General features: G+C 39.2%; 25 protein-coding genes and 4 pseudogenes. 12 read left to right on the forward strand and 17 right to left on the reverse strand.

The window, feature by feature from the left end:
* The first annotated feature begins 343 nt into the window (after positions 1–343).
* A pseudogene (gene babA, locus DQL14_RS02850) lies at positions 344–2,569 on the forward strand (Hop family adhesin BabA).
* A gap of 947 nt (positions 2,570–3,516) precedes the next feature.
* On the opposite strand, the gene DQL14_RS02855 reads toward babA, so the two are convergent.
* The gene (locus DQL14_RS02855) at positions 3,517–3,747 is read right to left on the reverse strand and encodes a YdcH family protein (protein WP_000468326.1); all 231 of its coding nucleotides are present in this window, start codon (positions 3,745–3,747) and stop codon (positions 3,517–3,519) included.
* 119 nt (positions 3,748–3,866) lie between these two features.
* Between DQL14_RS02855 and alaS the strand changes: the two genes are divergently transcribed.
* From alaS to DQL14_RS02875, 4 genes are all read left to right on the forward strand, one after another.
* On the forward strand, positions 3,867–6,410 hold the full coding sequence (gene alaS, locus DQL14_RS02860; protein WP_108169762.1) for an alanine--tRNA ligase: 2,544 nt from the start codon (positions 3,867–3,869) through the stop codon (positions 6,408–6,410).
* A 1-nt stretch (position 6,411) separates the two neighbouring features.
* Positions 6,412–6,984, forward strand: coding sequence for a septum formation inhibitor Maf (gene maf, locus DQL14_RS02865; RefSeq protein ID WP_108169763.1), 573 nt, complete (start codon positions 6,412–6,414; stop codon positions 6,982–6,984).
* A gap of 108 nt (positions 6,985–7,092) precedes the next feature.
* Positions 7,093–7,569 carry a hypothetical protein gene (locus DQL14_RS02870; RefSeq protein ID WP_108169764.1) on the forward strand — a complete coding sequence of 159 codons (477 nt, stop codon included), beginning with the start codon at positions 7,093–7,095 and terminating at the stop codon, positions 7,567–7,569.
* A gap of 145 nt (positions 7,570–7,714) precedes the next feature.
* Positions 7,715–7,972 (forward strand): hypothetical protein, encoded by a 258-nt coding sequence (locus DQL14_RS02875; protein WP_108169765.1) that lies wholly within the window; start codon positions 7,715–7,717, stop codon positions 7,970–7,972.
* Positions 7,973–8,051: 79 nt separating this feature from the next.
* On the opposite strand, the gene DQL14_RS02880 is transcribed toward DQL14_RS02875, so the two are convergent.
* From DQL14_RS02880 to DQL14_RS08825, 6 genes and pseudogenes are all read right to left on the reverse strand, one after another.
* Positions 8,052–9,056 carry a formamidase gene (locus DQL14_RS02880; protein WP_000534792.1) on the reverse strand — a complete coding sequence of 335 codons (1,005 nt, stop codon included), beginning with the start codon at positions 9,054–9,056 and terminating at the stop codon, positions 8,052–8,054.
* Between the two features lie 165 nt (positions 9,057–9,221).
* The gene (gene carA, locus DQL14_RS02885; protein ID WP_108169766.1) at positions 9,222–10,349 is read right to left on the reverse strand and encodes a glutamine-hydrolyzing carbamoyl-phosphate synthase small subunit; all 1,128 of its coding nucleotides are present in this window, start codon (positions 10,347–10,349) and stop codon (positions 9,222–9,224) included.
* On the reverse strand, positions 10,349–10,900 hold the full coding sequence (locus DQL14_RS02890) for a DUF507 family protein (RefSeq protein WP_001237418.1): 552 nt from the start codon (positions 10,898–10,900) through the stop codon (positions 10,349–10,351). Before DQL14_RS02890 ends, carA begins: the two co-directional genes overlap by 1 nt.
* A gap of 78 nt (positions 10,901–10,978) precedes the next feature.
* Positions 10,979–12,226 (reverse strand): glycosyltransferase family 39 protein, encoded by a 1,248-nt coding sequence (locus DQL14_RS02895; RefSeq protein ID WP_108169767.1) that lies wholly within the window; start codon positions 12,224–12,226, stop codon positions 10,979–10,981.
* Between the two features lie 3 nt (positions 12,227–12,229).
* On the reverse strand, positions 12,230–13,126 hold the full coding sequence (locus DQL14_RS02900; RefSeq protein ID WP_024118326.1) for a DMT family transporter: 897 nt from the start codon (positions 13,124–13,126) through the stop codon (positions 12,230–12,232).
* Positions 13,127–13,181: 55 nt separating this feature from the next.
* Positions 13,182–13,402, reverse strand: a pseudogene (locus DQL14_RS08825) (hypothetical protein).
* Positions 13,403–13,497: 95 nt separating this feature from the next.
* Here DQL14_RS08825 and DQL14_RS02905 point away from each other — a divergent pair.
* Positions 13,498–13,959 (forward strand): hypothetical protein, encoded by a 462-nt coding sequence (locus DQL14_RS02905; protein ID WP_108169768.1) that lies wholly within the window; start codon positions 13,498–13,500, stop codon positions 13,957–13,959.
* Positions 13,960–13,985: 26 nt separating this feature from the next.
* On the opposite strand, the gene folP is transcribed toward DQL14_RS02905, so the two are convergent.
* The 6 genes from folP to DQL14_RS02935 all read right to left on the reverse strand — a co-directional run bounded on the left by folP (position 13,986) and on the right by DQL14_RS02935 (position 18,454).
* Complete coding sequence (gene folP, locus DQL14_RS02910; RefSeq protein ID WP_108169769.1) at positions 13,986–15,128, reverse strand: dihydropteroate synthase; 1,143 nt, start codon at positions 15,126–15,128, stop codon at positions 13,986–13,988.
* Positions 15,125–15,781, reverse strand: coding sequence for a DNA polymerase III subunit delta' (locus tag DQL14_RS02915; protein ID WP_108169770.1), 657 nt, complete (start codon positions 15,779–15,781; stop codon positions 15,125–15,127). Before DQL14_RS02915 ends, folP begins: the two co-directional genes overlap by 4 nt.
* Entirely contained in the window at positions 15,778–16,320 is a 543-nt protein-coding gene (locus DQL14_RS02920; protein WP_108169771.1) for a HobA family DNA replication regulator, read from the reverse strand. Before DQL14_RS02920 ends, DQL14_RS02915 begins: the two co-directional genes overlap by 4 nt.
* The gene (locus tag DQL14_RS02925; protein ID WP_108169772.1) at positions 16,317–17,534 is read right to left on the reverse strand and encodes an aspartate kinase; all 1,218 of its coding nucleotides are present in this window, start codon (positions 17,532–17,534) and stop codon (positions 16,317–16,319) included. The genes DQL14_RS02920 and DQL14_RS02925 overlap by 4 nt, the downstream gene beginning before the upstream one ends.
* 1 nt (position 17,535) lies before the next feature.
* Positions 17,536–18,003: an RNA pyrophosphohydrolase gene (locus DQL14_RS02930; protein WP_078284039.1), complete on the reverse strand. Its 468-nt coding sequence runs from the start codon at positions 18,001–18,003 to the stop codon at positions 17,536–17,538.
* 160 nt (positions 18,004–18,163) lie between these two features.
* Positions 18,164–18,454: a c-type cytochrome gene (locus DQL14_RS02935; protein WP_001847579.1), complete on the reverse strand. Its 291-nt coding sequence runs from the start codon at positions 18,452–18,454 to the stop codon at positions 18,164–18,166.
* A 95-nt stretch (positions 18,455–18,549) separates the two neighbouring features.
* Here DQL14_RS02935 and hemW point away from each other — a divergent pair, with 95 nt between their 5' ends.
* Positions 18,550–19,587 carry a radical SAM family heme chaperone HemW gene (gene hemW / locus DQL14_RS02940; protein ID WP_165695283.1) on the forward strand — a complete coding sequence of 346 codons (1,038 nt, stop codon included), beginning with the start codon at positions 18,550–18,552 and terminating at the stop codon, positions 19,585–19,587.
* 50 nt (positions 19,588–19,637) lie between these two features.
* Here hemW and crcB read toward each other — a convergent pair whose 3' ends face one another.
* Genes crcB through DQL14_RS02955 form a run of 3 tightly spaced genes read right to left on the reverse strand, consistent with a single transcriptional unit; the run spans position 19,638 to position 21,092 of the window.
* Positions 19,638–20,030 (reverse strand): fluoride efflux transporter CrcB, encoded by a 393-nt coding sequence (gene crcB, locus DQL14_RS02945; RefSeq protein WP_108169773.1) that lies wholly within the window; start codon positions 20,028–20,030, stop codon positions 19,638–19,640.
* 46 nt (positions 20,031–20,076) lie between these two features.
* Positions 20,077–20,757 carry a uroporphyrinogen-III synthase gene (locus tag DQL14_RS02950; RefSeq protein WP_108169774.1) on the reverse strand — a complete coding sequence of 227 codons (681 nt, stop codon included), beginning with the start codon at positions 20,755–20,757 and terminating at the stop codon, positions 20,077–20,079.
* A gap of 2 nt (positions 20,758–20,759) precedes the next feature.
* Complete coding sequence (locus DQL14_RS02955; protein ID WP_000888810.1) at positions 20,760–21,092, reverse strand: rhodanese-like domain-containing protein; 333 nt, start codon at positions 21,090–21,092, stop codon at positions 20,760–20,762.
* 71 nt (positions 21,093–21,163) lie between these two features.
* On the opposite strand from DQL14_RS02955, the pseudogene DQL14_RS02960 reads away from it, so the two are divergent.
* From DQL14_RS02960 to DQL14_RS08450, 5 genes and pseudogenes are all read left to right on the forward strand, one after another.
* Positions 21,164–24,005: pseudogene (locus DQL14_RS02960) on the forward strand (FAD-binding and (Fe-S)-binding domain-containing protein).
* Between the two features lie 40 nt (positions 24,006–24,045).
* Positions 24,046–24,750: a di-trans,poly-cis-decaprenylcistransferase gene (locus tag DQL14_RS02965; RefSeq protein WP_108169776.1), complete on the forward strand. Its 705-nt coding sequence runs from the start codon at positions 24,046–24,048 to the stop codon at positions 24,748–24,750.
* The gene (locus DQL14_RS02970; protein WP_000959606.1) at positions 24,744–25,430 is read left to right on the forward strand and encodes an ABC transporter ATP-binding protein; all 687 of its coding nucleotides are present in this window, start codon (positions 24,744–24,746) and stop codon (positions 25,428–25,430) included. Before DQL14_RS02965 ends, DQL14_RS02970 begins: the two co-directional genes overlap by 7 nt.
* Positions 25,431–25,872: 442 nt before the next feature.
* Complete coding sequence (locus tag DQL14_RS02975) at positions 25,873–26,343, forward strand: hypothetical protein (RefSeq protein ID WP_108169777.1); 471 nt, start codon at positions 25,873–25,875, stop codon at positions 26,341–26,343.
* Position 26,344: 1 nt separating this feature from the next.
* A complete protein-coding gene (locus DQL14_RS08450; RefSeq protein WP_162296852.1) occupies positions 26,345–26,680 on the forward strand; it encodes a hypothetical protein in 336 nt (111 codons plus the stop codon).
* On the opposite strand, the pseudogene DQL14_RS08610 reads toward DQL14_RS08450, so the two are convergent.
* Positions 26,666–26,770, reverse strand: a pseudogene (locus DQL14_RS08610) (prohead core protein); the annotation flags it as partial. The gene DQL14_RS08450 and the pseudogene DQL14_RS08610 sit on opposite strands and share 15 nt — an antisense overlap.
* Positions 26,771–26,972: the final 202 nt, after the last annotated feature.

Genomic DNA, 26,972 nt, shown 5'->3' on the forward strand with positions numbered 1-26,972 from the left:
TTCATTGACAAAATGAAAAATCTTGATTTTAGCGGTGGTTTCTTGAGCGTTATTAGAAATCTAGTGGGAGTGCTATTTTAAAACACCCCCTTAAGAGTTTTACAACCAAATCCAAAACGATCCCACCAAGCAACTAAACCCCCATTTTTATCGCTATCCCTATTAAAACAAAATCTAAAAACTCTTTTCAATACCACCCAAACAAAATCAAAAAAATGACAAAATTTTTAAGAAAATGACAAAAAAAAAAAAACGATTTCATGCTACAATTAACGAAATCTTGTGATAAGATCTTATAATTTTACAAGACTTACCTAAACCATTTTAATTTCAAGGAGAAAACATGAAAAAACACATCCTTTCATTAACTTTAGGTTCGCTTTTAGTTTCCACTTTGAGCGCTGAAGACGACGGCTTTTACACAAGCGTAGGCTATCAAATCGGTGAAGCCGCTCAAATGGTGAAAAACACCAAAGGCATCCAATAGCTTTCAGACAATTATGAAAAGCTGAACAGTCTTTTGAATAATTACAGCACCCTAAACACCCTTATCAAATTGTCCGCTGACCCGAGCGCGATCAATGCGGTGCGTGAAAATCTGGGCGCGAGCGCGAAGAATTTGATCGGCGATAAAGCCAACTCCCCGGCTTATCAAGCCGTGCTTTTAGCGATCAACGCGGCGGTAGGGTTTTGGAATGTCTTAGGCTATGTTACGCAATGCGGGGGTAACGCTAATGGTCAAAAAAGCACCTCTTCAACCACCATCTTCAACAACGAGCCAGGGTATCGATCCACTTCCATCACTTGCTCTTTGAACGGGTATACGCCTGGATACTACAGCCCTATGAGCATTGAAAATTTTAAAAAGATTAACGAAGCCTATCAGATCCTCCAAACGGCTTTAAGAAAAGGCTTACCCGCGCTCAAAGAAAACAACGGAACGGTGAATGTAAGCTATACTTACACATGCTCAGGGGAAGGGAATGATAACTGCTCGGAAAAAGCCACAGGTGTAAAAAACCAACATGGCGGAACCACGACTAAAATCCAAACCATAGACGGCAAAAGCGTAACCACCACGATCAGTTCAAAAGTCGTTGATTCAACCGCACTAGGTAACACCCAACGTGTCTCCTACACCGAAATCACTAACCAATTAGACGGTGTGCCTAATAGCGCTCAAGCGCTCTTAGCGCAAGCGAGCACGCTCATTAACACCATCAACACGGCATGCCCGTATTTTAGTGTAACTAATAAAAGTGGTGGTCCACAGATGGAACCGACTAAAGGGATGTTGTGCGGTTTTTCAGAAGAAATCAGCGCGATCCAAAAGATGATCACGGACGCACAAGAGCTGGTCAATCAAACGAGCGTCATTAACGAGCATGAACAATCAACCCCAGTAGGCGGTAATAATGGCAAGCCTTTCAACCCTTTCACAGACGCTAGCTTCGCTCAAGGCATGCTCGCTAACGCTAGCGCGCAAGCCAAAATGCTCAATTTAGCCCATCAGGTGGGGCAAGCCATTAACCCTGACAATCTTACCGGGAGTTTTAAAAATTTTGTTACAGGCTTTTTAGCCACATGCAACAACCCTTCAACAGCTGGCACTAGTGGCACACAAGGTTCAGCTCTTGGCACGGTTACCACTCAAACTTTCGCTTCCGGTTGCGCCTATGTGAAACAAACCCTGGATAATTTAGACAACAGCATCGCTCATTTTGGCACTCAAGAGCAGCAGATACAGCAAGCCGAAAACATCGCTGACACTTTGGTGAATTTCAGATCTAGATACAGCGAATTGGGCAACACCTATAACAGCATCACTACTGCGCTCTCCAAAGTCCCTAACGGCTCAAGCTTGCAAAACGTGGTGGGAAAAAAGAATAACCCCTATAGCCCGCAAGGCATAGAAACCAATTACTACTTGAATCAAAATTCTTACAACCAAATCCAAACCATCAACCAAGAATTAGGGCGTAATCCCTTTAGGAAAGTGGGCATCGTCGGTTCTCAAACCAACAATGGTGCCATGAATGGGATCGGTATTCAAGTGGGTTACAAGCAATTCTTTGGGCAAAAAAGAAAATGGGGCGCTAGGTATTACGGCTTTTTTGATTACAACCATGCGTTCATCAAATCCAGCTTCTTCAACTCGGCTTCTGACGTGTGGACTTATGGTTTTGGAGCGGACGCTCTCTATAATTTCATCAACGATAAAGCCACCAATTTCTTAGGCAAGAACAACAAGCTTTCCGTGGGGCTTTTTGGCGGGATTGCGTTAGCGGGCACTTCATGGCTTAATTCTGAATACGTGAATTTAGCCACCGTGAATAATGTCTATAACGCTAAAATGAACGTGGCGAACTTCCAATTCTTATTCAACATGGGAGTGAGGATGAATTTAGCCAGATCCAAGAAAAAAGGCAGCGATCATGCGGCTCAGCATGGGATTGAGTTAGGCGTGAAAATCCCCACCATCAACACCAATTACTATTCCTTTATGGGAGCTGAACTCAAATACAGAAGGCTTTATAGCGTGTATTTGAATTATGTGTTCGCTTACTAGAAGCTAAAAACCCTTTGTGAAACTCCCTTTTTTAAGGGATTTCTTTTAAACTCTTTTTTTGGGGGGTTTCTTTTTTAAACCCTCTTTTTTTTAAAGTCTTTCTTTTTTTTAAACTTTCTTTTTTTCTTTTTTTTTTTTTTGAACTCTCTTTTTTTTAAAGCCTTTCTCTTAAATTCCCTTTGTTTTAGGGGGGTTTCATTTGAACCCTTTGTTTTGAACTCTCTTTCTTTTTGGGGGATTTTAATGAAAAATCTTTTTTCTTTTGAACCCTTTTCTTTTAAACTTTCTTTTTTTAAACCCTTTTCTTTTAAACTTTCTTTTTTTAAACCCTTTCTTTTTTAAAGCTTTTTTTTTAAACTTTCTTTTTAAGGGGTTTCTTTTTTAAACCCTTTTTTTAAAGAGATTTCTTTTTTAAAGGGATTTCTTTTTTAAAGGGATTTCTTTTTTAAAGGGATTTCTTTTTTAAAGGGATTTCTTTTTTTTGGGGGGTTTGATCTTTTTTCTTTTTTTTGAATTATCTTTTTTTTAAAACTTTTCTTTTTTAAAGCCTCTCTTTTGGGGGTTTGATGAAAATCCTTTTTAGCGTTTTTAAGCTAGTGGAAAGCTTCAGCGGTAATTTTTAGAAAGTGCTTCTTTAGGGGGATTTAGTTGTGGGTTGTAGGAGAGAGAATGATTTCAAATACTCCCTATCATCCCTTTAAGAAAATAAAATAAAACTTTAATAAAATAAGTTTTACAATAAAATGAGAGCTAAAACAATAAAACAAAGTTTCAAAACCCCATTTTTAAAATGATGTAAAGAACATTAAAATTAATAAAGCTTATGGTGGGAATAAAGTTAAAAACAACCTAACGCTTTAATCCAAAATCAAAGCGTTAAATCCAACCAAGCGGTAAAGCTAGAACGCTCTTTTAAAAGCGTTTTAGCGTGTTTTCACTAAGATGGCTTAAGCGCGTTCAGATTTTTGCTTTTCTCTATACTCTATGATCATGCTGTGGATTTCATCTTTTAATTTTAATTTTTGTTTTTTCATGTGGCTGATTTCAGCGTCGCTAGCGTTTTGTTGCTCAGCGGTTTTGATGTCGTCATCAAGCTGGTTGTGTTTCTCAAAAATCTTATCAAAATGCGGATTATTCGCTTTTAACACGCTGATTTCGTCTCTAAATTCATGGAACATGGTTTTCTCCTTTAATTTTGGATGTTTAAAGTATAATAAACTATCTTTTTAAAAAAACAACTTAAAAGAGCTATAAAATAGCCTTAAAATGCGCGATAAAACAACAAAAAGGAATACCCATGGACATTCGCAACGAATTTTTACAATTTTTTCAAAATAAGGGGCATGAGATTTATCCCAGCATGCCTTTAGTGCCTAATGACGCTACCTTGCTTTTTACCAATGCCGGCATGGTGCAATTTAAAGATATTTTTACCGGTATAGTGCCACGCCCTAGCATTCCCAGAGCGACAAGTTCGCAATTGTGCATGCGAGCGGGTGGCAAGCATAACGATTTAGAAAATGTCGGTTACACCGCAAGGCACCACACGCTTTTTGAAATGCTAGGGAATTTCTCTTTTGGGGATTATTTCAAAGAAGAAGCGATTTTGTTTGCGTGGGAATTTGTAACCAAGAATTTAGGGTTTAAACCTAAAGATTTATACATCAGCGTGCATGAAAAAGACGATGAAGCCGTTAAACTATGGGAAAAGTTTGTGCCTGTTGACAGGATTAAAAAAATGGGCGATAAAGATAATTTCTGGCAAATGGGCGATAGCGGGCCTTGCGGGCCTTGCAGTGAAATTTATATTGATCAGGGCGAAAAACACTTTAAGGGGAGCGAGGATTATTTTGGGGGCGAGGGCGATAGGTTTTTAGAAATTTGGAATTTGGTGTTCATGCAATACGAACGCTCTAATGATGGCGTTTTATCCCCCTTGCCAAAGCCTAGCATTGATACGGGCATGGGATTAGAAAGGGTGCAAGCGCTATTAGAACGTAAGCTCAATAATTTTGATTCTTCATTATTTGCGCCCCTAATGGGAGAAATCAGCGAGCTTACAAGCCTGGATTATGCGAGCGAGTTCCAGCCAAGTTTTAGGGTAGTGGCCGATCACGCAAGAGCGGTAGCGTTCTTGCTCGCTCAAGGGGTGCATTTCAATAAGGAAGGCCGTGGCTATGTTTTAAGGCGCATTTTAAGGCGAGCCTTAAGGCATGGGTATTTAATGGGCTTGAAAGAAGCGTTTCTATACAAAGTCGTGGGCGTGGTGTGCGAGCAATTTTCTAACACGCATGCGTATTTGAAAGAGTCTAAAGAAATGGTGATGAAAGAATGCTTTGAAGAAGAAGAGCGCTTTTTAGAGACTTTGGAATCGGGCATGGAATTGTTTAACTTGTCTTTAAAGCATTTGAATGAAAATAAAATCTTTGATGGCAAGATCGCTTTCAAGCTTTATGACACTTTTGGTTTCCCTTTGGATTTAACGAACGACATGCTAAGAAGTCATGGGGCGTGCGTGGATATGCAAGGCTTTGAATTGTGCATGCAAGAGCAGGTGAAACGCTCTAAAGCTTCATGGAAAGGCAAACAACATAACGCTGATTTTAGCGCTATTTTAAACGCTTATGCACCCAATGAATTTGTGGGGTATGAAACGACAGAATGTTCTGCTAAAGCCTTAGGGTTTTTTGATAGCGATTTTAAAGAAATAACCGATGCAAATCCTAACCAAGAAGTTTGGGTGTTGTTAGAAAAAACCCCTTTTTATGCAGAAGGTGGGGGGGCTATAGGCGATAGGGGCGCGCTTTTTAAAGACAATGAAGAAGCGGCTCTAGTGTCAGACACAAAAAACTTTTTTGGGCTTAATTTTTCACTCCTTGAAATCAAAAAAGCGCTAAAAAAAGGCGATCAAGTGATCGCGCAAGTGAGCGATGAGCGCTTAGAAATCGCCAAACACCATAGCGCGACGCATTTATTGCAGAGCGCTTTAAGAGAAGTTTTAGGCTCGCATGTGAGTCAAGCAGGGAGTTTAGTGGAATCCAAACGATTGCGCTTTGATTTCTCGCACCCTAAAGCGCTCAACGATGAAGAGTTAGAAAAAGTAGAAGATTTAGTTAATGCTCAAATTTTCAAGCATTTGACAAGCCAGGTGGAGCATATGCCTTTAAACCAAGCCAAAGATAAGGGAGCGTTAGCGTTATTTAGTGAAAAATACGCTGAAAATGTGCGGGTGGTGAGCTTTAAAGAAGCGTCCATTGAATTGTGTGGGGGCATTCATGTGGAAAATACCGGGCTGATTGGGGGGTTTAGGATTCTTAAAGAAAGCGGGGTGAGTAGTGGGGTCAGACGCATTGAAGCGGTGTGCGGGAAAGCCTTTTACCAACTGGCTAAAGAAGAAAATAAAGAGCTTAAAAACGCTAAGACTTTATTGAAAAATAACGATGTGATCGCCGGCATCAACAAGCTTAAAGAGAGCGTGAAAAACAGCCAAAAAGCCCCCGTTTCTATGGATTTACCGGTTGAAAAAATCCATGGCGTGGATTTGGTGGTGGGCGTCGTGGAACAGGGCGACATTAAAGAAATGATTGACCGATTGAAAAGTAAGCATGAAAGATTGCTCGCTATGGTGTTTAAAAAAGAAAACGAGCGAATCACTCTCGCATGCGGGGTGAAAAACGCACCCATAAAGGCGAACGCATGGGCTAATGAAGTGGCGCAAATTTTAGGGGGCAAAGGGGGCGGGAGAGGTGATTTTGCGAGCGCTGGGGGCAAGGATATTGAAAATTTGCAAGCCGCGCTCAATTTAGCGAAAAATACCGCTCTTAAAGCTTTAGAGGGATAGCATGGAGCTTATTTTAGGCTCTCAATCCAGCGCTAGGGCGAATCTTTTAAAAGAGCATGGGATTAAGTTTGAACAAAAAGCGCTCTATTTTGATGAAGAAAGCCTAAAAACCACAGACTCTAGGGAGTTTGTCTATTTGGCGTGCAAGGGGAAATTAGAAAAAGCTAAAGAGTTACTTGCGAATAATTGCGTTATCGTGGTGGCTGATAGCGTGGTGAGCGTGGGTAATCGCATGCAACGAAAAGCTAAAAACAAGCAAGAAGCCCTTGAATTTTTAAAACGCCAAAATGGTAATGAAATAGAGGTTTTAACTTGCTCTGCATTGATTTCTCCTGTGTTGGAATGGCTGGATCTATCGGTTTTTAGAGCGCGTTTAAAGGCGTTTGATCCTAGCGAGATAGAAAAATACTTAGAGAGCGGATTGTGGCAAGAAAGCGCGGGCTGCGTGCGTTTAGAGGACTTTCATAGGTCCTATATTAAAAGCTCAAGCGAGAATTTGAGCGTGGGGTTGGGGCTGAATGTGGAAGGCTTGTTAGGGGCGCTAAAATTAGGGGCTGAAATTGCATCGTTATAAACGCTATTATTTTATAAACATTAAAACACTATCCACTGACTGATAAACCCCCTTGACAAACAAAAAAAACGATACACTCCAGCATTTGATGTTTAAAGGGTTTCTCGCATGGCGTATTTTATTTTTTCTGTTGTGGTGGTGCTTTTATGGTTGGTTGCGTGGGGTATATATCTCGTGTTTGGGAAGAACTTAAAAAGAGAGATGGAAGAGATAGAAAATTCTGATCCCAATCAAAACAATCCTTTCATTACTGCTGCTATGGGTATTGGAGGTGCGGCTATCAGTATTTTTTTCCCAGATACCAAACCAATCGTTGATGGCGTCAAGCCGTTGGCTGAGAAAGGTTTGCAAGAGGCGTTTAGAAAAGACAAGCTCACAGAGGGGCAAAAAATTTTAATCTCTAGCTTAAGATTCTTGTCGTTATTTTGCATCGTTGTTGCAGCCATGACAGGCTTGTGTCTCATTTGGAGTTTCAATGGGTGGTCTTTTTGGAAAGTAATGGGTTATTTTCTTCTTTATGTGTTTTTTTGCTCCGCTTCAACATTTCCAAGTACACCTATTAATGGTATATTAGATGACCGATAATTGGTTCATGATAAAAAGCAATGTTTCTAGGCTTATCCCTAAAAGATAAACATTAAAAACACTCCACCTAACTGATAAACCCCCTTGACAAACAAAAAAAACGATATAATACAACATTTGAAGTTTAAGGAGTTGTCATGGGGTCTTGGTCTCGTATTCTTGTGTCAATCTTGGTGGTGGTTTTGGGATTAGCGCTTACTGCCATGCTCATAAATTGGCATGTTTAGCGGGAATGATCTATTATGGCTATGGCATTATTACAGATTTTAGCGCTCTATCATCTACAATGTGGTGGTGGTCTTTATCAAAAATAACATGGTTTTGTGTGGGCTATATCGCTTTATGGGGGCTTACGCTTTTTATGGGTCGTCTTACATGCTCTGTGATAGAAGACTATTCGTAAAAATTGATTGGAAAAATTAAAATAGGGGGGACGCTAGAACCTTTAAAAACAGGTTCTAGCAAAAATACAAGGTTAGGGATTATTTCCCAAAACGCCCACCGGTGGTAGGATAGCCATAAATAGAGCCATCTTTGATTTTCATGTGATCTTCCCAAGGCAATTTGTATTTACCAGCGGCTAAGTCTTTGATGTAGGTTAAGCCTGCGTCATGTTCTCCGCCCGGTTTAGCCACATACCCTCTATGGCCTAGGTTGTAAATGTTGTTTTCTAAGCCCCAGCTTAAGCGAGCGTTGTCTGCCATTTTAGGATAGATTTCCCCGGTTACAATCTCCCAAGGGTTGCGGTGTCCTTGAACAAGAGTCGTGCCATCAAAGTTACAGATTTGCCCCTCACCAAAGTAGTAAAAGACATTATCATAGCCGGCTAAATTCACGCTCACGGTATACATCAAATTGTGCCATGCGTTGGAGCGGTTGGTCAAAATCCATTGATCATTGACTTGAGTGCTATAGCCTGAAATGCGGATATACACATTGCACCCTTTATAGGCCGCTTCTCTAGCGAGCTCTGGAATCATGCCGTCATGGCAAATGCACACGGCTAATTTTGATCCGCCCGGACCCTCGCACACAGGCATTCCTAAATCCCCAGGATACCATGGTTCAATAGGATTCCATGGGAATAGCTTGCGGTATTTTAAAATGATTTTACCTTGCGGATCAATGATAATGGCGGTGTTGTAGGGGTTTTTGTTAGAATCAGGATTGCGTTCCATGATTGAAAAAACACCATAAACTTTCGCCTCTTTACACGCTTGAGCGTATAGCTCTGTCTCTTTACCCGGGACATCTAATAAAAACTCTTCGCTAAGCCACTTAGCGGTATTCAAACCTTGCGTGCTATACTCAGGGAAAATGATAAGTTCCACTCCCGGATACCCCGCTTTAGTCGCATGCAAGGTCCTAATAATGCTTTCAATGTTGTGATCAATATCCTTACGGCTATTGACAATTGGCACAGGAAACTGAATGGCTGCCACTAAAAACCCTTCAATAGGTTTGCCCATACTGCCGATACTTCCCATAATAACTCCTTCTAAAAGTTTTGTCGCAATAACAATAACAATTATTGCGAGAGAATACTATTGCAAGAGAACTAATTTAGAGTAAATGCGAGATTTTTTGATAAAAAGATTTAAATCTATTTTTAAAGCGCTTTTTAGCCTCTATAGGCGCTGTTTTAAAAACCCCTAAAAACCCTTTAACAATTCCACAAATTCTTTAAAAATATAATGGCTCTCTTTGGGACCAGGGCTGCTTTCTGGGTGGTGCTGGACAGAAATAATGGGAGCGTTTTTATAACGCACGCCCTCAATGGTGTTGTCAAAAAGATTGCGGTGCGTGATAATGGCGATTTCTTCAATGTCTTCAGGGACGCAATAGTTGTGGTTTTGTGCGGTGATTTCAACGGCGTTTGTTTTTAGGTTTTTAACGGGGTGGTTGCTCCCATGATGGCCAAATTTGAGCTTGTAAGTAGGGTAGCCTTGCGCGATAGAGAGCAATTGATGCCCTAAGCAAATGCCAAACATGGGGATTTTAGCGTTAATGAGTTGCTTGATTTCTCTGATTTCTTGTTGCAAGCTTAAAGGATCGCCAGGCCCGTTAGAGAGGAAAATCCCGCTAATTTCTTTTTTTTCATAGGCCTTAATCAGCTCGTTAGCTTTAGTGTGGTGCGGGTAAATAAGGGCTTTTAACCCCACATTTTGAAGCTCGTTTAAGATATTGTCTTTAGCCCCAAAGTCTAGCACGGCGATAATTTTATGAGAGGTTTTTTCATCAAAAGGCTTGTAATCTAGGGTTTTGAAATCAAAAGTCGTGCGTTGGTGCGTGGTGATTTTTGGCGTAGAAACGCTAGACACTAGGGGGGAGTGAGAAATTTTAGGGGCATTTTTTAAAATTTCTTCAAGCTTGTTTTTGTCATGCTCTATCGTGGAAGCGACCATCATCAAGCACCCATGATGGCGTAAGGTTTTAATCAAACTCCTGGTATCAACGCCACAAATCCCTAAAACGCCACGCTCTTTCAAATAAGCGCTCAAGCTAAAATCCGCCCTTGAATTAGAAAAAAATTCATTGTAATGGCGTGCTAAAACCCCTGCGCATGAAAAAAAGGATTCATCATCTTTAGAATTAGCGCCCACAACCCCAATTTCAGGCATGCTAAAAACCACAAATTGCCCCTTATAGCTAGGGTCGCTAATGACTTCTTGATAGCCGCTCATAGAAGTGTTAAAAACAAGCTCGCCCGCTTGCGTGCCGCTAGCCCCAAAACTTTGCGCTTTTAAAAAAAGCCCGTTTTCTAAATAGAGAGAGACCATTATAAAAAGCCCTTGCGTCTTAATTCTTCTTCATAGAGCCTTTCAAACACCAGCTCGTATTCATCGCTCCCTACGGGCAGTTTGCGTTTGTAATGCTTGATTTTTTCATGCACTTCATTTTCAATGCTTTCATACGCTTTAGAATAGGTGTCAATGGATTTGTAAATCAAATTCCTTATCAAATTCTCTGACACGCTAAACATGATCAAATCCTCATCTAAGATTTTATTCAAAATCTGGTGCGACAAATCGTTGCACCTTTCTTCCCAAAACAAATGGAAGCCCTCTTTTTGAGCGATCTGTCTTTTAATCATCCAAAAAAGCTGCCTTTCATCCATCCGCATGAATTCTATCTCATCGGTGTTTTCTTCTAAAAGCTCTCTGGCTTGCTCATCAATGGCGTTTTCTTTTTTAACGCTTTTTTCCAAAATCCCTTCTATCAATTCACACAATAATTCTCTAGGGGCTTTTAATTCTAATAGTTTTGAATGGATAAAGTCATTGGCAATCTTATGGCTTATATGGTTTATATGGGTTAGTTTGAGTCTCATGATTTTTCTCGCATATTTTATTTATTTTTAGAGTGTATTTTATCGTTTTTTAGATAAAACGCTTTTTAAAGAATTAATTTAATGGCGCACCAAACTATAGGATTGTAGAATTTTATCAGCGTAGATGATTGTAATATCCGGGCGTTTTTTAGAAATCTTAGTGTTGATCAGTCTTAACCTCCCCCCTTCTTTAATGCCATAGAATTGGAGCCTTAAGGCGAGTTGTTTATCGTTAGTGCGGATTTGATGAATGCCTCTTAATTGCAAGGCTGTAGCGACTTCTTTGGCTAAGAAATGCCGGTTTAATAATTTTTCATTAGCGCCAGAAATTTTACTCCCCCATAAAAAGAGCGTTTCAGTGAGCATCAAAAGATACAAACTAAAAACGCGCAAATAATACTGCCCCCTAAATTCCTTTAAACGCACCCTAAGGCTATTTAAAACGCTTTTAACAAACAAAGGCAAACCAATTAACGCTAAGGGGGCGAAAGTTTTTAAATCTATCTCTTGGCGCATGCTCAAAAGCAAAGGGAAAAGCCAACCGCTCGCGCTCATAAAGGCCAGTAACGATGGCTTTTTATCCAAAAGGGCTTTATAGAGCGTATAAGGGTAGTAGAGGAAGAATAGGGGCGAATATAAAAGCATGAGTTCTAAGCATGTGTCTATAAAATACCCACTAGGCAAGCCCTTATTGAAACTCCCGCTAAAAAGAGCAATATTCACGCCTAAACCCACCAAAATAAAGATCGCGCTCTTAAAATAGCGTTTCCTTAAAGCGTAGGTAAAAACCCCTAGTAAAAGCGGGATAAACGCGCCGTCTAAAAACGCGCAAGCACTAAGGGTTAAATAAGGGATTTTTTGGGTTTTGATATATAAATAGCTAATCAAAAGCCCAAGGCTTAACACCAGCACGCTTTTAGCCAGTAAAATCGCAAAGAGATTCACTCCAGGCAATAAAGCGTAAGTCAATACCACATAAAGGGCGTCTTTAGGCTTTTTTAGAATCTTTCGCCCTATGAGGTAGAATAAAAACATGTTGATGAGATGAGCGATCAAAAAAGGCAACCTCAAAGCCAAATCGTTTTGGCCTAAAATTTCAGCGCTTTTTTGAGCGATTTTGACAAACCATGCATTGCTATAAAAAAAGTCTTTCGCTTCATTGTAGCTGATAGAAATTTCTTTACTCATCAACAGCCCCAAAGCTAGGACTAAAAAAACCATGATGGTAAAGACTAAATCGCTTAAATCAAAGCTTCTTGTTTTTTTCTCTGGATAAATAAAGTAGCTAAAGTATAACAGAGCGCTTTGTAAGGGGCTTAGTTGCATCGCTTAAATTTTTTTTAATTCTTTTAAAAGAGCGGGCAAGGCAATGAGTAAGCCTGAACATAAAATCAAAGCCACCCCCAAAGAGCTTTTAAGATCCAAAAATGTATCGCCTAAATACAGCCCAAACAATAGCCCCCAAACAATGCGGGTGTATTCAATGGGGGCAATGATCCCAGCGGGCGCGTTCATGTAAGCATAAGTTAAGAAATACTGCCCTAAAGTCCCGCTAATCCCTATTAAAGAAATCCATAAAATATCCTCTTTTCTAGGGATATGAATGCCTGTGGATAAAAAAGGAATATCAATGAACATGCCTATTAATCCAAGAAGGCTCATGCCAAAGGCGAACGCTAAAATCACGGCTTGCTTGTCGTAATATTCCCTCAAATCCCTTAAAGTGATATACGCTAAAGACACAAAGATCCCGCTCAATATGCCCATAAGGATTTCAACCGGCCCCACATTTTCCACGCTAGGATCGGAGATCAACACCACCCCCACTAGCCCGATGCATGCAGAAATTAACGCGCTTCTTTTGAGTTTTTCTTTCAAAAGCAAAGGGGAAAGAAGCACCGTATAAATCGGCGCGCATTGCGAAAAGGCCGTCGCTGTAGCGAGCGAAATTTTTTCAATATTATAAAAAAACGCTAGCATGGCCAAGCCCCCCACAACGACCCTAAAAGCGAGCTTTTTAAAACCGCCTTGTTTGTAACTTTTCAAGCGGTAGGGTTTGAAAGGATAAATAAGCAAGAGCAAAAGCGTCATGGTAATGGAGCGGTAAAACACATTTTCCATAGGGGAAAAATAATCCGCTGTGATTTTAACAAACGCGCTCATGATCCCAAAGCATAAATTCGCCAAAAGTATCATTGAAACGCCAAATAAAATGGTGTTACGCATGCCTTTTACCCATTAGATTAAAGATTTTTAGGGTAGTTTAACCTAAAATCTCTAATTAAGACTTAAAGTTTTTAAGCTTTAAAAATATAAAAGTTGCATTGATTGGTAAAATCATGCTATAACAATGCTCTAGGAGTTTTACCTTTTGTTTTGTCTAGAATGATTCTAGAAGCTTCAGCATTTCAAGCTCCTTATAGAAATATGAAAACATAAAAACACGAATCCTTTTTGAAAATAAACTCCTAGACCCTTTTTAAAGGGTTTGAACGCCACTATTAGAAAACTCTTTTAAGCTTTTTAAATTTTATGAGTCTCATTAGGGAATGGATTTTGCTTAATATCAGCGTAAAATTCAATTTTAGGAAATTCACATGGCTGTTTCTTCTATCAATCAGTTTGATTCTAACCTCTATGGGCTTTTAAACGCTAAAAGCGCTCCTAAAGAAGACCTGGCTCCTGTTGGAAACACAGAAAAAATAGAGCGAGAAAAAAAAGACGCTCCAACAGAAAATCTCCCCTTTAACCCTGACAAGAGGGAAACTTACGGCTTTTTAGTTTTAGAATTGATGAGCGATAGAGAGTATGAGGCTTTTTTAAGGGCTACGGCTGGAATGGATGAGAGCCAGAAACGCTTGGCCGCTCAGTCGCTCTATAGTTTGACGGATTTTTATAACGGGAAATTCTCTAAAGAAGTGGAAAACGCCCCCAAACAACCGATAAATGGCTTGCACAAAAAAGCCCTACAAACCTTTAACGCTACCAACCATAACGCTTTTTTGCAACGCTACCAAAACGCTTACAACAACCCTTCTTCTATGGATGTTACCCTTTAAATGGGGTTAGGGTTGAGGTGCTTTTTTTAATCCGTTTCTTCCAAACTCTTAAACACCTTGATGAGATCGATATGCTCATCAATGTCATGCGCTCTTAAAACACTCGCTCCATTTTGCAACGCCATTAAATGCAAACTCAAAGTGCCGGCGAGCCGGTCTTGAACTTCACGCCCGGTGATAAGCCCGATCGTGTTTTTACGACTCGCTCCCACCAATAAAGGTTTTTTGAATTTGAGAAAATGGCTTAAATGCTTGATTAAGGCTAAATTATGCTCTTTTAATTTAGCGAATCCAAACCCAATATCTAAAATAATATCTTGAAGCGCGTATTTTTCTAAAACCTCTAGTTTTTCCTTAAAGAAGCGATCCATTTCATCAAATAAATTATGGTAAAAAACATTTTCTTGCATGTCTTTGGGGGTTTTTTGAGTATGCATTAAAATGCAAGTGGGCTTGTAATCTTTTGCGACTTCTAGCATTGCAGCGCTATTAAAACCGCTCACATCATTAAGGACGGAAAAATAATGCTCCAAAGCCATTTGGGCGGTTGTGGCATGGTAGGTGTCTATGCTGAATTTAGCGCATTGGTAGAGTTTTTGGGATTTGATCTCTAATAAAATTTCTTTTAAGCGATCTTGCTCTATTTTTGGATCAATGATTTCACTCTGTGGCCTTGAACTGGCCGCACCTATATCAATGAGCGTGATACCTTTTTCTAGCAATTGATAGATTTCTTCAAGCGCTTTTTTACTATCAAACCGGCTCTTTTCATAGAAGCTATCCGGAGTCAGGTTTAAAACCGCCATGATCTGCGGAGCGTTAAGTTTTTTAGCTTTGAGGTGACTTTTTAATTCTTGCGCTAAATGTTTAAGCCCAAAGGGTTGGGAATGGCACTTGACAATAAGGCGTTCTAATTGGCTAGCGCTCACAATTAGCACCCCATCATAAAAAGGCTCTTTAGCTAAAATACAATCTCTTGGCGTGGCGAAATCGCCCCCAACGCTTATGGCCTCTTGCTTTAAAATGAGCGTTGCGCTTAAGGGCAGATGTTGGATCTCAAAAACAAAGCTAACGCCTTTTTGATGCATATGGTTTTGTGCGATCTTTTCTGGGCCTATTTTTTGCAGAGCGTTTTTGAGCGCATCAGGGTTAAGGCGTTTTACAATCATGGCGTTTTCTTTTTAGATAAAAGGCTTAAAAGTAGGGGTAAAAGATTGTAGCTGAGCTTGTAATAAGAGCTGTTAGCCTTAATCGCTAAATCAAAGGCTTGCAATTCTTGCTCGTTTAAGGGGATCTTATGCCTGTTAACGCTCTCTAACAGGCTTTCAATTTTTTCCCTCTGATTTTCTCTGGAATCAAAATTTTCTTTGTCTAAATTTTTTAAAAACGCGTAAATATCTTTCAAATCCAGCCTTGATAAATCCAAATCTAAAGGTTTTAGGGGGATTTTTTGGCGTTTGTCTTCTTTGATTAGGCGGGATTTAATGGTGGCTAACACATGGTTTGGGCTTTTAGCGAACATGATAAAACAAATGTTATTCGGGGGTTCTTCTAAGATTTTTAAAAGCGCGTTTTGGGCTTCTGTGCCATAGCTAGGAGCGGCGATTAAAAAAGCGTTTAATTCGCTGTGTTTGAGGTTGGCTTTGGATAGGACTTCTTTGGCATGCTCTATTTTAAAATCCTTATTAAAAGTTTTGATCACTTTTTTATCTTTTTCAATGATCTCGGTGTAGAATTTAATGTGGTGTTCAAAAAGGCTTGCAGTCTCTTCTAGGCTCTCTTCAAGATTGTCCGTATAAATAAGGCGGTTGGAGTTTTTCACAAAGTAATCTTATTGTATAGCACGCTAAAAAGCGCGTTTTCAAAGAGTTTGAAGAGCTGCAATAATTTATAATCTAGCAAGCTGTCATGCTCTTTTAAAAGCAAGCAATCTTCTTTAAGCTCTTCAAAAAGCCATAAAAAACTAGGGATTTTACCCAGTAGTATCGTTTTCAAACCTTCATTTTCAACCCTCCCAACATGCCAAAACATGGGGTTTTGATAAGTCATCTCTATGGCGGCTAGAGAGAGATTCGCATCGTTTTTAGGGTAGAAAGAAGAAGCGTTAAAATCAATGACTGACAATAAGGGGCGCTCTTTTAAATCTTTAGGGTTTAGGTTAGAAAGGATGTAGTTTAAAAACCAGAGCCTAGAAGAATCAGTGCTCACCAACAGCGATCCGCCATTAAGCACATGCGAGATGGTTTGCGCGATGAGTTTGGCATAGCTTGATCGCTCTAATTCCAGCCACCCGCTTTGTTGGGCGATAAACTCCCCTTGATCGCGCACAAATTCCTTGATCCAGTCGTAGAAATTTTTCATTGATCTAATTGATACACCGCATGCAAAGTTCTAACAGCTAATTCAGCGTATTTAATGTCAATCAAAACCGAAATTTTAATCTCGCTTGTAGAAATCATCATGATATTGATATTGTCTTTGGCTAGGGCTTTAAAAGCGATACTCGCTACCCCAGAATGCGACTTCATGCCCACGCCCACTATGGAAACTTTAGCGATATTTTCATCATAATCAATGGAATCCATTTGCGCTAAAAAAGGCTTTAAGGCTTGCTTGGTTTCTTCTATTTGGGTTTTAACGATCGTAAAATCCAAATCGGTTTTGCCGTCTCTGCCGATCGTTTGGACGATCATATCCACATTAATGCGATACTCCGCTAAAGCGCCAAAGATTTCAGCGGCAATGCCTGGCCGATCTTCCACGCCCTCCATGCTCACACGAGCCTGATTTTTATCCAATGCGATCCCACTCACTATAGGGGTTTCCATGCGTTCTCCTTTAAAGTCTTTTTCAGCCACAATGAGCGTGCCTTCACTATGGTTAAACGAATTGCGAGTCACTAACTTCACGCTGAGTTTTTTGGCTAATTCCACCGAGCGGTTTAACAAAACTTTAGCCCCCATAGAAGCCAGTTCAAGCATTTCATCATAGCTGATTTGTGCGATTTTTTGAGCCTTTTCTTCAATGCGCGGATCGGTGGTATAAACGCCATCCACATCCGTATAGATTTCGCACAAATGCGCTTTTAAAGCCCCGGCCAAAGCAACCGCGCTCAAATCGCTCCCCCCACGCCCTAAAGTCGTTGTTTCGCCTTGAATGTCAGCGCCTTGAAACCCAGCGATCACCACGATGTAGTTTTTTTCTAAAAGCTCTGTGATGCGTTTGGTGTCAATGGATTGGATCACGGCGTTTTGAAAATGCGAGCTGGTTAAAATGCCCGCTTCTTTCCCGCTCAAGGAAATGGCTCTATGCCCATACCTTTCTAACGCCATGCTCAAAGCCGCGCTTGAAATCCATTCCCCCGTGCTCACAATCCTATCCATTTCTCGCTTGTTAGGGTTATGGCTAAAATTCTTGCCAAATTCTAAAAGCCTGTCGGTTTCGCCGCTCATCGCTGAAACCACCACCACGACTTGATGCCCTAATTCAACGCTTTCTAAAACCCTTTGAGCGACATTGTGGATCCTTTCTATGCTGCCCATGCTCGTGCCGCCGTATTTTTGAACGATTAACACCCTATAAATACCCCTCTTTTTTGAAATAAGCGATGACTTGGCGGTACACTTGGCGTTTGAAGGGAACGATTTTTTTAAGCAAATCCTTAAGATGGATGAATTGATAGGCTCTAAATTCTGGCGTGTGTTTGTTCAAATCAATGTTGTTCGCATGCTTTAGGCGCACTAAAAAATAGCGTTGTTTTTGCCCGTCAAACGCATAGAATTTATGCTCCATATTGCTTGGGAAATCATAGGCGATCCATCTGGGGTATTGCGCCAAAATCTCTATTTCATTCGTGCCAATTTCTTCTAGTAATTCCCTATAAAGCGCTTCTAAAGGGGTTTCGCCCTCATCAATGCCCCCTTGGGGGAACTGCCACGCCCCTTCAATATCTATGCGCTCGGCGATAAAAACTTCGCATGCGTTAGGGTAGTCTGGCGACATGATAATGGCCGCAACATTAGGACGATATTTTTTATGTAGCATAGGTCTTTATTTTAGCTCTTTCTTGTTTGATTAAGATGGTATTATAGTGTATACTGGCTTTAAGTAGGGTTAAGAACGCCATTAAAATCAAAAATTAAGAAAAAAGGGCTTGAAACTCGTTTTAATAGCACCCAAATAGCGCTATTAAAACGGAGAGAGTTTATTTGAGAGTGGGGATGTATTTGGCTAAAGCTTTGATGTCTTCATCGCTTAATTTTTTAGCTTGCGCACTCATGACAGGATTCTTGTTGGCACCGCTTTTAAAATCCATAAGATCTTTTTCAATTTCCGCTTCACTCATCATGTTGACGATTTTGCTTTTGCCTAAAGCTTTCTTCTCAAACTTGACCCCATGGCAAGCGGCACAACCTTTTGCAAGGGCTTTAACATCTGTTGCCATCAAAGCGTTTGCGAACGCTAAAACGCCTAAAGCCATGATAACCTTTTTCATCGTTTGTCTCCTCTACTTATCAAAATGATCTTAAAATGATACAATTACAAGTTTAAGTTTTGCTTAAAAATGAAGTGAAAATGAGAGAAATAAATATGATTTTATACATTCATATCCCCTTTTGTGAAAATAAATGCGGTTATTGCGCTTTCAATTCCTATGAAAACAAGCATGGGTTAAAAGAAGAATACACTCAAGCGTTATGCCTGGATCTAAAGCATGCGTTAAGCCAAACTGATGAACCAATTGAAAGTATTTTTATTGGCGGCGGCACGCCTAACACTTTGAGCGTGAAGGCTTTTGAAAGGATTTTTGAAAGCATTCACCACAATGCGCGCTTGAGCTCAGATTGTGAGATCACCACTGAAGCTAACCCCGAATTGATTTCTAAAGCTTGGTGTCAAGGCTTAAAAGATTTAGGGATCAACCGCTTGAGTTTAGGGGTGCAAAGTTTTAGGGAGGATAAATTGTTGTTTTTAGAGCGCCAACATTCTAAAAATATCGCTCCCGTGATAGAAACTATTTTAAAAAGCGGGATTGAAAATGTCAGCATTGATTTGATTTATAACACCCCATTAGACAATGAAAACTCTTTAAAAGAAGAATTAAAACTCGCTAAAGAACTCCCTATCAACCACTTGAGCGCTTATGCTTTGAGTATTGAAAAAAACACGAATTTAGAAAAAAACGCCAAAAAACCCTCATGCGTGGATTTTGACAATGTGGTGAGAGAGGCTTTAGAGGGCTTTTCTTTCAAGCAATACGAAGTGTCTAATTACGCTAGAAATTATCAAGTCAAACACAACTTGGCTTACTGGGGGGCTAAAGATTATTTAGGGTGTGGGGCTGGGGCTGTAGGCTGCGTGGCGAATGAGCGTTTTTTTGCAAAAAAACTCATAGAAAACTACATTAAAGACCCCCTAAAACGCCAAGTTGAGACGCTCAGCGAACAAGACAAGCGCTTAGAAAAGCTGTTTTTGGGCTTGAGGTGCGTGCTGGGGGTTGAGCTTAGTTTCTTAGATAAAAATAAAGTAAAGTTTTTGATTGAAGAAAATAAGGCTTTCATTAAAAATAACCGCTTGATAGCGAGCGATTTTTTCATGGCCGATGAAATGGCTTTGTGGCTGTTATGATTGTAGGCTTTGCTTCAATCAAGCGTTAATAAAACGCTAGAAAGCGTTTTTTAATGAATGCCTACAAAATTTTTAGCCAAAAACCAACCGATAGCCACCCCAATAAGCCCTAAAAGGTTAGTGCCTAAGACATAAGAAATGGCTTCAAGGTATTGGGATTTTTGCAAGAGTTTTAAAGCGTCTAACCCATAAGAAGAAAAGGTCGTAAAACCCCCTAAAACCCCGGTTACAAAGAAAATCCCAAAATCATCACCAAAAACTTTTTTAGCGGCCAAATGCCCCATAAAGCCGATGACAAAACACCCTATGAGGTTCACGCTAAAAGTCCCTAAAGGGAAACTTTCAAACATTAAAAATTTACTGGGCATCACTTTGCCCACAAAATACCTTAACGAACTCCCTATAGCCCCCCCTAAAGCGGCCCATAAAAAGACAAGATTCATGCATCATCCTTTAAAAATCAATAGAGAGCATTATAATAAGATGTTTTTAATATTCCTTAACTCTCAAACTCAAAGCCAGTTCTAAACACGCTTCTAAGGAAGGCTTTTTGGCAATATAGCTTGGAATGCCTTGTTCTTGCAAATAAAGAGCGGTCGTGTTGCCAATGCTGATAGCGGTGTAATTTTCTAAAAATTCAAAATAGTGCAAGAAGGCTTTTGCATGGCTTATAGCGGTAAAAATAAGAACGCTCTTTTCTTTGGGTTTTAGGGCGTTTTGCTCGCTTAAAGTCAAATGTTTGAGCTTGTTTTCATAAACAACGGCTTGCTTGAAATCAATGCCATGCTCTAAAAGAATGGTGTCTAAAGAAGAGGCAATCTCTTTCGCCCTGAGATACAAAACGCTTTTTCCTTTCAATAAAGGAAGGATTTCTTGAGCAAACTCTTTACCATGGGCTTTTTTCCCTATAAAGGCGACTTTAAAATGGTGATCTTGTAGAGTTTTTGCGGTGGGTTCGCTCAAAGCGTAAGCAGGAATGTTTTGTAACGTTTTGAGTTTGGGGCTGTTGTTTAGGGTTTCTAGCAAGGAAAACACCGCATTTTTAGAAGTGAAAACAAGAGCGTTAAAAGGGGTTGGATCTAATTCTAAGGGATAGTAGCGCAATTCGTTTAAAATGAGAGTCTTATAAGGGGCGATTCTTTGAGAATGCACCCATACAATCTCCCCCATGCCTAGTTTTTTTTATCGCAAGTGTCATCATAGACCATTCTAAAGCCGTATTTTTCAAAATCATAGACATTGCCCTCTAAATAATAGGGCGTATAGCCTAATTCATGCATGCTTTTAGCCGCATCTAAAGCCCTGCGGCCAGCCCTGCAATGGAGCAACACTTTTTTATCTTTGTGCTTAGATAAAAAATCAGCGAGCTTTTCTTGGTCATTGACGCTAATGAGCGTAGCGTTAGGCAAATGCAATTCTTCATATTCGTCCAATTCGCGCACATCTACGACGATAAAATCATTGAAATTGACTTCTTCCAAACTGATTGCATAATCTTCAAGCATGTTTATCCTTAATTGTTAAAGTAAGGTTATGTTACAATGATTTGATAAATAGGAATGTTCAAGGAGTGTGTGTGGAAGAAAATTATCATGCTTTTTTTACCGAAGCGAGCGGGTTTTTAAACGATAGGATTTTTAAGGATTATTTACGCCGTTTGGCTTATGGCATTGATGCGTCATGTTATCGTTATATCCCTAAAATAGTCGCTTGGGTGAAGGATGAAGAAGAAGTTCAAAAGCTTTGTGTTTTAGCCAAAAAGCATGGCGTTTCATTGACTTTTAGAGCGGCTGGGAGTTCTTTATCAGGGCAAGCGATCTGTGATGGGGTGCTGGTTATGGTTACGCATTTTTTCAAAGACGCTAAAATTTTAAATAACGCTACAAGCATTCAGCTCTCATGCGGAGTCATAGGGAGTAATGCGAACGCTTTATTAAAACCTTACCATAAAAAAAATAGGCCCAGACCCCTCTACGATAAACACCGCTATGATAGGGGGGATTGTCGCCAATAACGCTAGCGGGATGTGTTGCGGGGTGGAGCAAAACAGCTACAAAACCCTAAAATCCTTAAGAGTCATTTTAGCTGATGGCACTCTTTTAGACACGGCCAATCAAAAGAGCGTTGAGAATTTCAAAAACGTGCGTAAAGATTTGATTGAAGGGGTTTTGAATTTAAGAAAAGAGATTTTAGAAGACCAAGAATTGCATGCTTTAATCAAGAAAAAATACGAGATCAAAAACACCACCGGCTACAGCTTAAACGCTCTCATTGATTTTGAAGACCCTATTGAGATTATCAGCCATTTATTCATAGGCTCTGAGGGGACTTTAGGCTTTATTTCAAGCGTGGAATTAGAATGCGTGAAAGACTACGCTTATAAAACTTGTGCGTTATTGTTTTATGAAAATTTAGAGCGATGCGCCAAAGCCGCTCAAATTCTAGCCGCCTTAAAAGCCAAACAACCTGAAATGATTTCTTCAGCAGAGCTTATGGATTATGCGTGCTTAAAAAGCGTGAAAAATTTAGAGGGCATGCCTAGCGTGATTTTAGAAATCAAAGAGCCTAACGCATGCTTACTCATTCAAAGCGAAAGCGATGATCCTTTAATTTTAGAAAACAACATGCAAGCGATTTTAAACGCTTTGAATGCGATACCGGTCGTTTTAGATTCTCAAATCAGCAGTGATCCTAATGTTTATCAATCGTGGTGGAAGATCAGAAAAGGCATTTTCCCTATCGCAGCGTCAAAAAGGAAAAGCCAAAGCTCTGTGATTATTGAAGACGTGTGCTTCAGTCAAGAAAATTTTGTAGAGGGGGCAAAAGCGATTGAGGGGCTTTTAAAAAAACATGGCTTTAAGGATAACAGCATTATTTTTGGGCATGCGTTAAGCGGGAATTTGCACTTTGTCGTTACGCCGATTTTAGAAAATGAAGCTGAAAGAAAGGCGTTTGAAAATTTGGTTTCTGACATGTTTTTAATGGTGAGCAAAAGCTTTGGCTCTATTAAAGCCGAGCATGGCACAGGCAGGATGGTAGCCCCTTTTGTGGAAATGGAGTGGGGAGAAAAAGCCTATAAAATCCACAAACAAATCAAAGAATTGTTTGATCCTAATGGCCTTTTAAACCCTGATGTGATCATCACAAACGATAAAGAAATCCACACTAAAAATTTAAAGAGCATTCACCCTATTGAAGAATATTTGGACATGTGCATGGAATGCGGGTTTTGTGAAAGGGTTTGCCCTAGCAAAGATTTATCTTTAACGCCACGACAACGAATCGTTATCCACAGAGAGGTAGAGCGCTTAAAAGAAAGGGTGAGTCATGGGCATAATGAAGATCAGGTTTTATTAGATGAACTTTTAAAAGAGTCTGAATATTTAGCGCACGCCACTTGCGCAGTGTGCCATATGTGCTCTATGCTATGCCCTTTAGAAATTGATACCGGAAAGATCGCCCTAAATTATTATCAAAAAAACCCTAGAGGCGAAAAGATCGCTTCAAAGATCTTAAATCACATGCAAACAACCACAAGCATGGCTCGTTTTTCTTTAAAAAGTGCTCGCTTAGTTCAAAATCTCATAGGCTCTCACAACTTAGTGAGCCTGACTAAAGGGATTAAAAAATTCATCAAACCCTTCCCTAAAGCCTTTCATTACATGCCCAAAAACAACGCCTATCCTTTAGAAAATAAAACGCATGAAAGCGAAGAAAAAGTCATTTATTTCAGCACCTGCATCAACCGCTCGTTCGCTCCATCAACCAAAATGGCGGATAAAAGATGCATTCAAGAAGTGTTTGAATCTTTATGCCAAAAAGCCAAAGTTTCGGTAATGTATCCTAATGGATTGGATGCGCTTTGTTGCGGGAAAGCCTTTATTAATTACACCGACTTAACCAAACAAAACAATGAAAAAAACCATGCGATTTTTTTACAATTAAGCGATGAGGGCAAAATCCCCATTGTTTTAGACCATAGCGCATGTTCGACGCATTTTTTCAAGCAAATGAAAGCTTATAAGGATTTGAAAGTCTATGATTTGAGCGTCTATATTGAAGAAGTTCTAAGCCCTAAATTAAAATTCAACCCCATTAACGAAGATATAGGGTTATACACGATGTGCGCTTTAAAGTTAGAAAATAAAGAAGAGTTGTTGTTTAATTTGGCTAAAAAATGCACTTTGGGCGAGATTGTTATCCACAAAGAGACGGGTTGTTGCGGCTTTGCGGGGAATAAGGGCTTTTTTACTCCTGAATTGAACGAGAGCGCTTTAAACGGCTTTCAAGCGTTTTACCAATCCTATGACCTTAAAAGGGGCTTTTCCACTTCTAGCACTTGCGAGATCGGTTTGAGTGAAAAAACCCGATTTTCTTGGCAGCATATCGCTTATTTAGTGGATGCTTGCACGCTTTAAATGGTGTATAATTAAAGAATTTCTTTAAAGGGCAAAGGCATTGGATAACACTCTCAAACATCTTGCCATTATTATGGATGGTAATGGCAGGTGGGCTAAATTAAAGAATAAAGCTAGGGCTTATGGGCATAAAAAGGGCGTAAAAACCCTTAAAGACATCACGATCTGGTGCGCTAACCATAAGCTAGAATGCTTGACTTTATACGCTTTTTCTACAGAAAATTGGAAACGCCCTAAAAGTGAAGTGGATTTTTTAATGAAGATGCTTAAAAAATACCTTAAAGATGAGCGATCCACTTACTTGGATAATAACATACGCTTTAGGGCGATAGGGGATTTAGAGGGCTTTTCTAAAGAATTGAGAGATACGATCTTGCAGCTTGAAAACGATACCAGGCATTTTAAGGATTTTACGCAAGTTTTAGCCCTTAATTACGGATCTAAAAACGAGCTTTCAAGGGCTTTTAAGAGCTTATTAGAAAGCCCGCCTAGCAATATAAGCCTTTTAGAAAGCTTAGAAAATGAAATTTCTAATCGTTTAGACACGCGCAATTTGCCGGAAGTGGATTTATTGTTACGAACAGGGGGGGAAATGCGCTTGTCTAATTTTTTATTGTGGCAGTCCAGCTATGCGGAATTGTTTTTCACGCCGATTTTATGGCCTGATTTCACCCCTAAAGATTTAGAAAATATCATTAGCGATTTTTACAAAAGAGTGCGCAAATTCGGGGAATTAAAATGCTAGTAGAAATAGAGAATTTGACTAAAACCTATGGGAGTTTAAAAGCGTTAGACAATATCAATTTGAAACTACCCAAACAGCAATTTATAGGGCTTTTAGGCCCTAATGGGGCGGGTAAAACCACTCTGTTAAAGATTTTAGCCGGATTGAATTTGAACTATCAAGGGGAAGTGAAAATTTTAAATCAAAAGATCGGCATAGAGACGAAAAAAAGCGTGGCGTTTTTAAGCGATGGCGATTTTTTAGATCCTAAATTAACGCCTTTAAAAGCGATCGCTTTTTATAAGGATTTTTTCAGCGATTTTGATTCATCAAAAGCCCTAGATTTACTCAAACGCTTCAGCGTGCCTTTAAAAAGAGAGTTCAAAGCCCTTTCAAAAGGCATGAGGGAAAAATTACAGCTGATCTTAACCCTATCACGAAACGCTTCTTTGTATCTTTTTGATGAGCCGGTGGCCGGGATTGATCCTATCGCAAGAGAAGAGATTTTTGAACTCATCGCTAAGGAATTTAGCCAAAACGCAAGCTTGTTAGTCTCTACGCATTTGGTGGTGGATGTGGAAAAGTATTTAGACAGCGCGATTTTTTTAAAAGAAGCTAAAGTAGTGGCTTTTGGGGGTGTGGGAGAATTGAAAAAAGGGTATAGCAGTTTGGAAGCGGCGTATAAAGAAAGGTTGAAATAGATCAGTAAAGGATTTCCTATTGAGTGATAATATTTTAAGAAATACTAAAAGCGTTTTTTATAATAATATAAAAGATTTTGACGCTAGTTAAATGATAACTTCTTAAAAAGCGCTCTTTAGGGTTAGGGGGTTTAGTTTGGGGTTGTAGGGGGAGTGAGTTTTACTATTAAAAATAAAATCTAAAGTCATGTCTAATCATAACAGATGGCTTGATTGCTAAAGATTGTATTGTTGCAGATGAAGCCTAAGATTGAATTGCGAGTTATCGCTTTGTTGGTGGTGAGATCTTTAGAAAAAATCTTTTTAGTAATATTTATGTTGGATTTTGGTTTCGTTGAGTTTAGGTTTCATTAAGTTTAATGGGGTATTAAAATTAGAAATAGCTAGAATTTTTGTCTTATTCTATTTTGATAGAATAATAACTTTTTATAAGGAATTACGCATGGATAATATTTGGTTTCAGTATAAAATTGGCAAGCAACTAGATGAATTAGAAATTGAAGATTCTTTATGTCTTTCTTTATTCAAATCTCTTGAAAATTGTATTAAGTTTAAAAAACTTAGCAATATTGGATTAAAAGAAGCAGAAGTTAAAAGAGATACTGAAATCTCAAGATGGCATACAGAGCTTTTAAGAGAAAAAAATCTTAAAGAACAGCGTAGGCAAAAAGAAGAGCAAGAAAAAAAATCTCAAGAGAATTTTCAAAAGTTTTTAGAATTTTGCAAACAACAAAATCGTGTTCTTAAAAAATTTGATAACACCAATTTTTCGTTTGAATGCGATGAGCCGGCTACAAAAAAGCCCTTAGAAAACCCTACAAACAACATTCTTAACTCCAATCATCAAAATACACGGCCACAAAACAATACTAAAATGTTTGATTATTTTGATAATCCTATGTTTAGGTATTGAAGTGAAAAGAGCATTAATCATAGCTAGCAAAATAACTCTTTGGTTATTGGCACTTTTAGGTGTTTATGCTTTAGTGATCTTTGTTAGGCTTAAAGCCTATCATCAAGATAAAGGCTATATGATTTTAACATTTGGAGTAACTATAATGACAGAAGAAACCTATGAAGCCTATCTTGATACGAATATTAAACAATTGGAAGAGATAAGAAATCAAAAGCTTAACAAAGCATTGGAATTATGCAAACAATCAGGTCTTGTTCTCAGAAAGTTTGACGGAAAAAATTTTTCATTTGAATGCGATGAACCAAATCGCTCTAATAACCTAACGAAAAGATAGATCCTTAGAATTTGAATTTTTTCTAAAAGATTGAGAGCAAAAAATTAGAAATTCGAACGCAATTGAAACCTTACCGCCCATACCTACGACTATAATTTCTCTCGTTTTCTATTTTTTGATTGTGTTTTTTATGCTGTATAGTTTTACATGGAATTTCTTTAAAATTTAAGTATAATTGTAAGCATCGCCTAGATGATTCGTGTTTCTTATTTGATGGCAAGTTCGTTGAAAAAATAAGTTAGGCTAAGGTAGTGGTTTTTGTGTGATGGCATTTTTTAAATCTGCCCCTAAG

This window comes from Helicobacter pylori NCTC 11637 = CCUG 17874 = ATCC 43504 = JCM 12093 (assembly GCF_900478295.1).
GTDB lineage: Bacteria > Campylobacterota > Campylobacteria > Campylobacterales > Helicobacteraceae > Helicobacter > Helicobacter pylori.

Excerpts from the sequence above, each read along its gene's own strand:
- DQL14_RS02855 (WP_000468326.1), bottom strand. The coding sequence starts at position 3,747 with ATGTTCCATGAATTTAGAGACGAAATCAGCGTGTTAAAAGCGAATAAT.
- alaS (WP_108169762.1), top strand. The coding sequence starts at position 3,867 with ATGGACATTCGCAACGAATTTTTACAATTTTTTCAAAATAAGGGGCAT.
- maf (WP_108169763.1), top strand. The coding sequence starts at position 6,412 with ATGGAGCTTATTTTAGGCTCTCAATCCAGCGCTAGGGCGAATCTTTTA.
- DQL14_RS02870 (WP_108169764.1), top strand. The coding sequence starts at position 7,093 with ATGGCGTATTTTATTTTTTCTGTTGTGGTGGTGCTTTTATGGTTGGTT.
- DQL14_RS02880 (WP_000534792.1), bottom strand. The coding sequence starts at position 9,056 with ATGGGAAGTATCGGCAGTATGGGCAAACCTATTGAAGGGTTTTTAGTG.
- carA (WP_108169766.1), bottom strand. The coding sequence starts at position 10,349 with ATGGTCTCTCTCTATTTAGAAAACGGGCTTTTTTTAAAAGCGCAAAGT.
- DQL14_RS02890 (WP_001237418.1), bottom strand. The coding sequence starts at position 10,900 with ATGAGACTCAAACTAACCCATATAAACCATATAAGCCATAAGATTGCC.
- DQL14_RS02895 (WP_108169767.1), bottom strand. The coding sequence starts at position 12,226 with ATGCAACTAAGCCCCTTACAAAGCGCTCTGTTATACTTTAGCTACTTT.
- DQL14_RS02900 (WP_024118326.1), bottom strand. The coding sequence starts at position 13,126 with ATGCGTAACACCATTTTATTTGGCGTTTCAATGATACTTTTGGCGAAT.
- DQL14_RS02905 (WP_108169768.1), top strand. The coding sequence starts at position 13,498 with ATGGCTGTTTCTTCTATCAATCAGTTTGATTCTAACCTCTATGGGCTT.
- folP (WP_108169769.1), bottom strand. The coding sequence starts at position 15,128 with ATGATTGTAAAACGCCTTAACCCTGATGCGCTCAAAAACGCTCTGCAA.
- DQL14_RS02920 (WP_108169771.1), bottom strand. The coding sequence starts at position 16,320 with ATGAAAAATTTCTACGACTGGATCAAGGAATTTGTGCGCGATCAAGGG.
- DQL14_RS02930 (WP_078284039.1), bottom strand. The coding sequence starts at position 18,003 with ATGCTACATAAAAAATATCGTCCTAATGTTGCGGCCATTATCATGTCG.
- DQL14_RS02935 (WP_001847579.1), bottom strand. The coding sequence starts at position 18,454 with ATGAAAAAGGTTATCATGGCTTTAGGCGTTTTAGCGTTCGCAAACGCT.
- hemW (WP_165695283.1), top strand. The coding sequence starts at position 18,550 with ATGATTTTATACATTCATATCCCCTTTTGTGAAAATAAATGCGGTTAT.
- crcB (WP_108169773.1), bottom strand. The coding sequence starts at position 20,030 with ATGAATCTTGTCTTTTTATGGGCCGCTTTAGGGGGGGCTATAGGGAGT.
- DQL14_RS02950 (WP_108169774.1), bottom strand. The coding sequence starts at position 20,757 with ATGGGGGAGATTGTATGGGTGCATTCTCAAAGAATCGCCCCTTATAAG.
- DQL14_RS02955 (WP_000888810.1), bottom strand. The coding sequence starts at position 21,092 with ATGCTTGAAGATTATGCAATCAGTTTGGAAGAAGTCAATTTCAATGAT.
- DQL14_RS02970 (WP_000959606.1), top strand. The coding sequence starts at position 24,744 with ATGCTAGTAGAAATAGAGAATTTGACTAAAACCTATGGGAGTTTAAAA.
- DQL14_RS02975 (WP_108169777.1), top strand. The coding sequence starts at position 25,873 with ATGGATAATATTTGGTTTCAGTATAAAATTGGCAAGCAACTAGATGAA.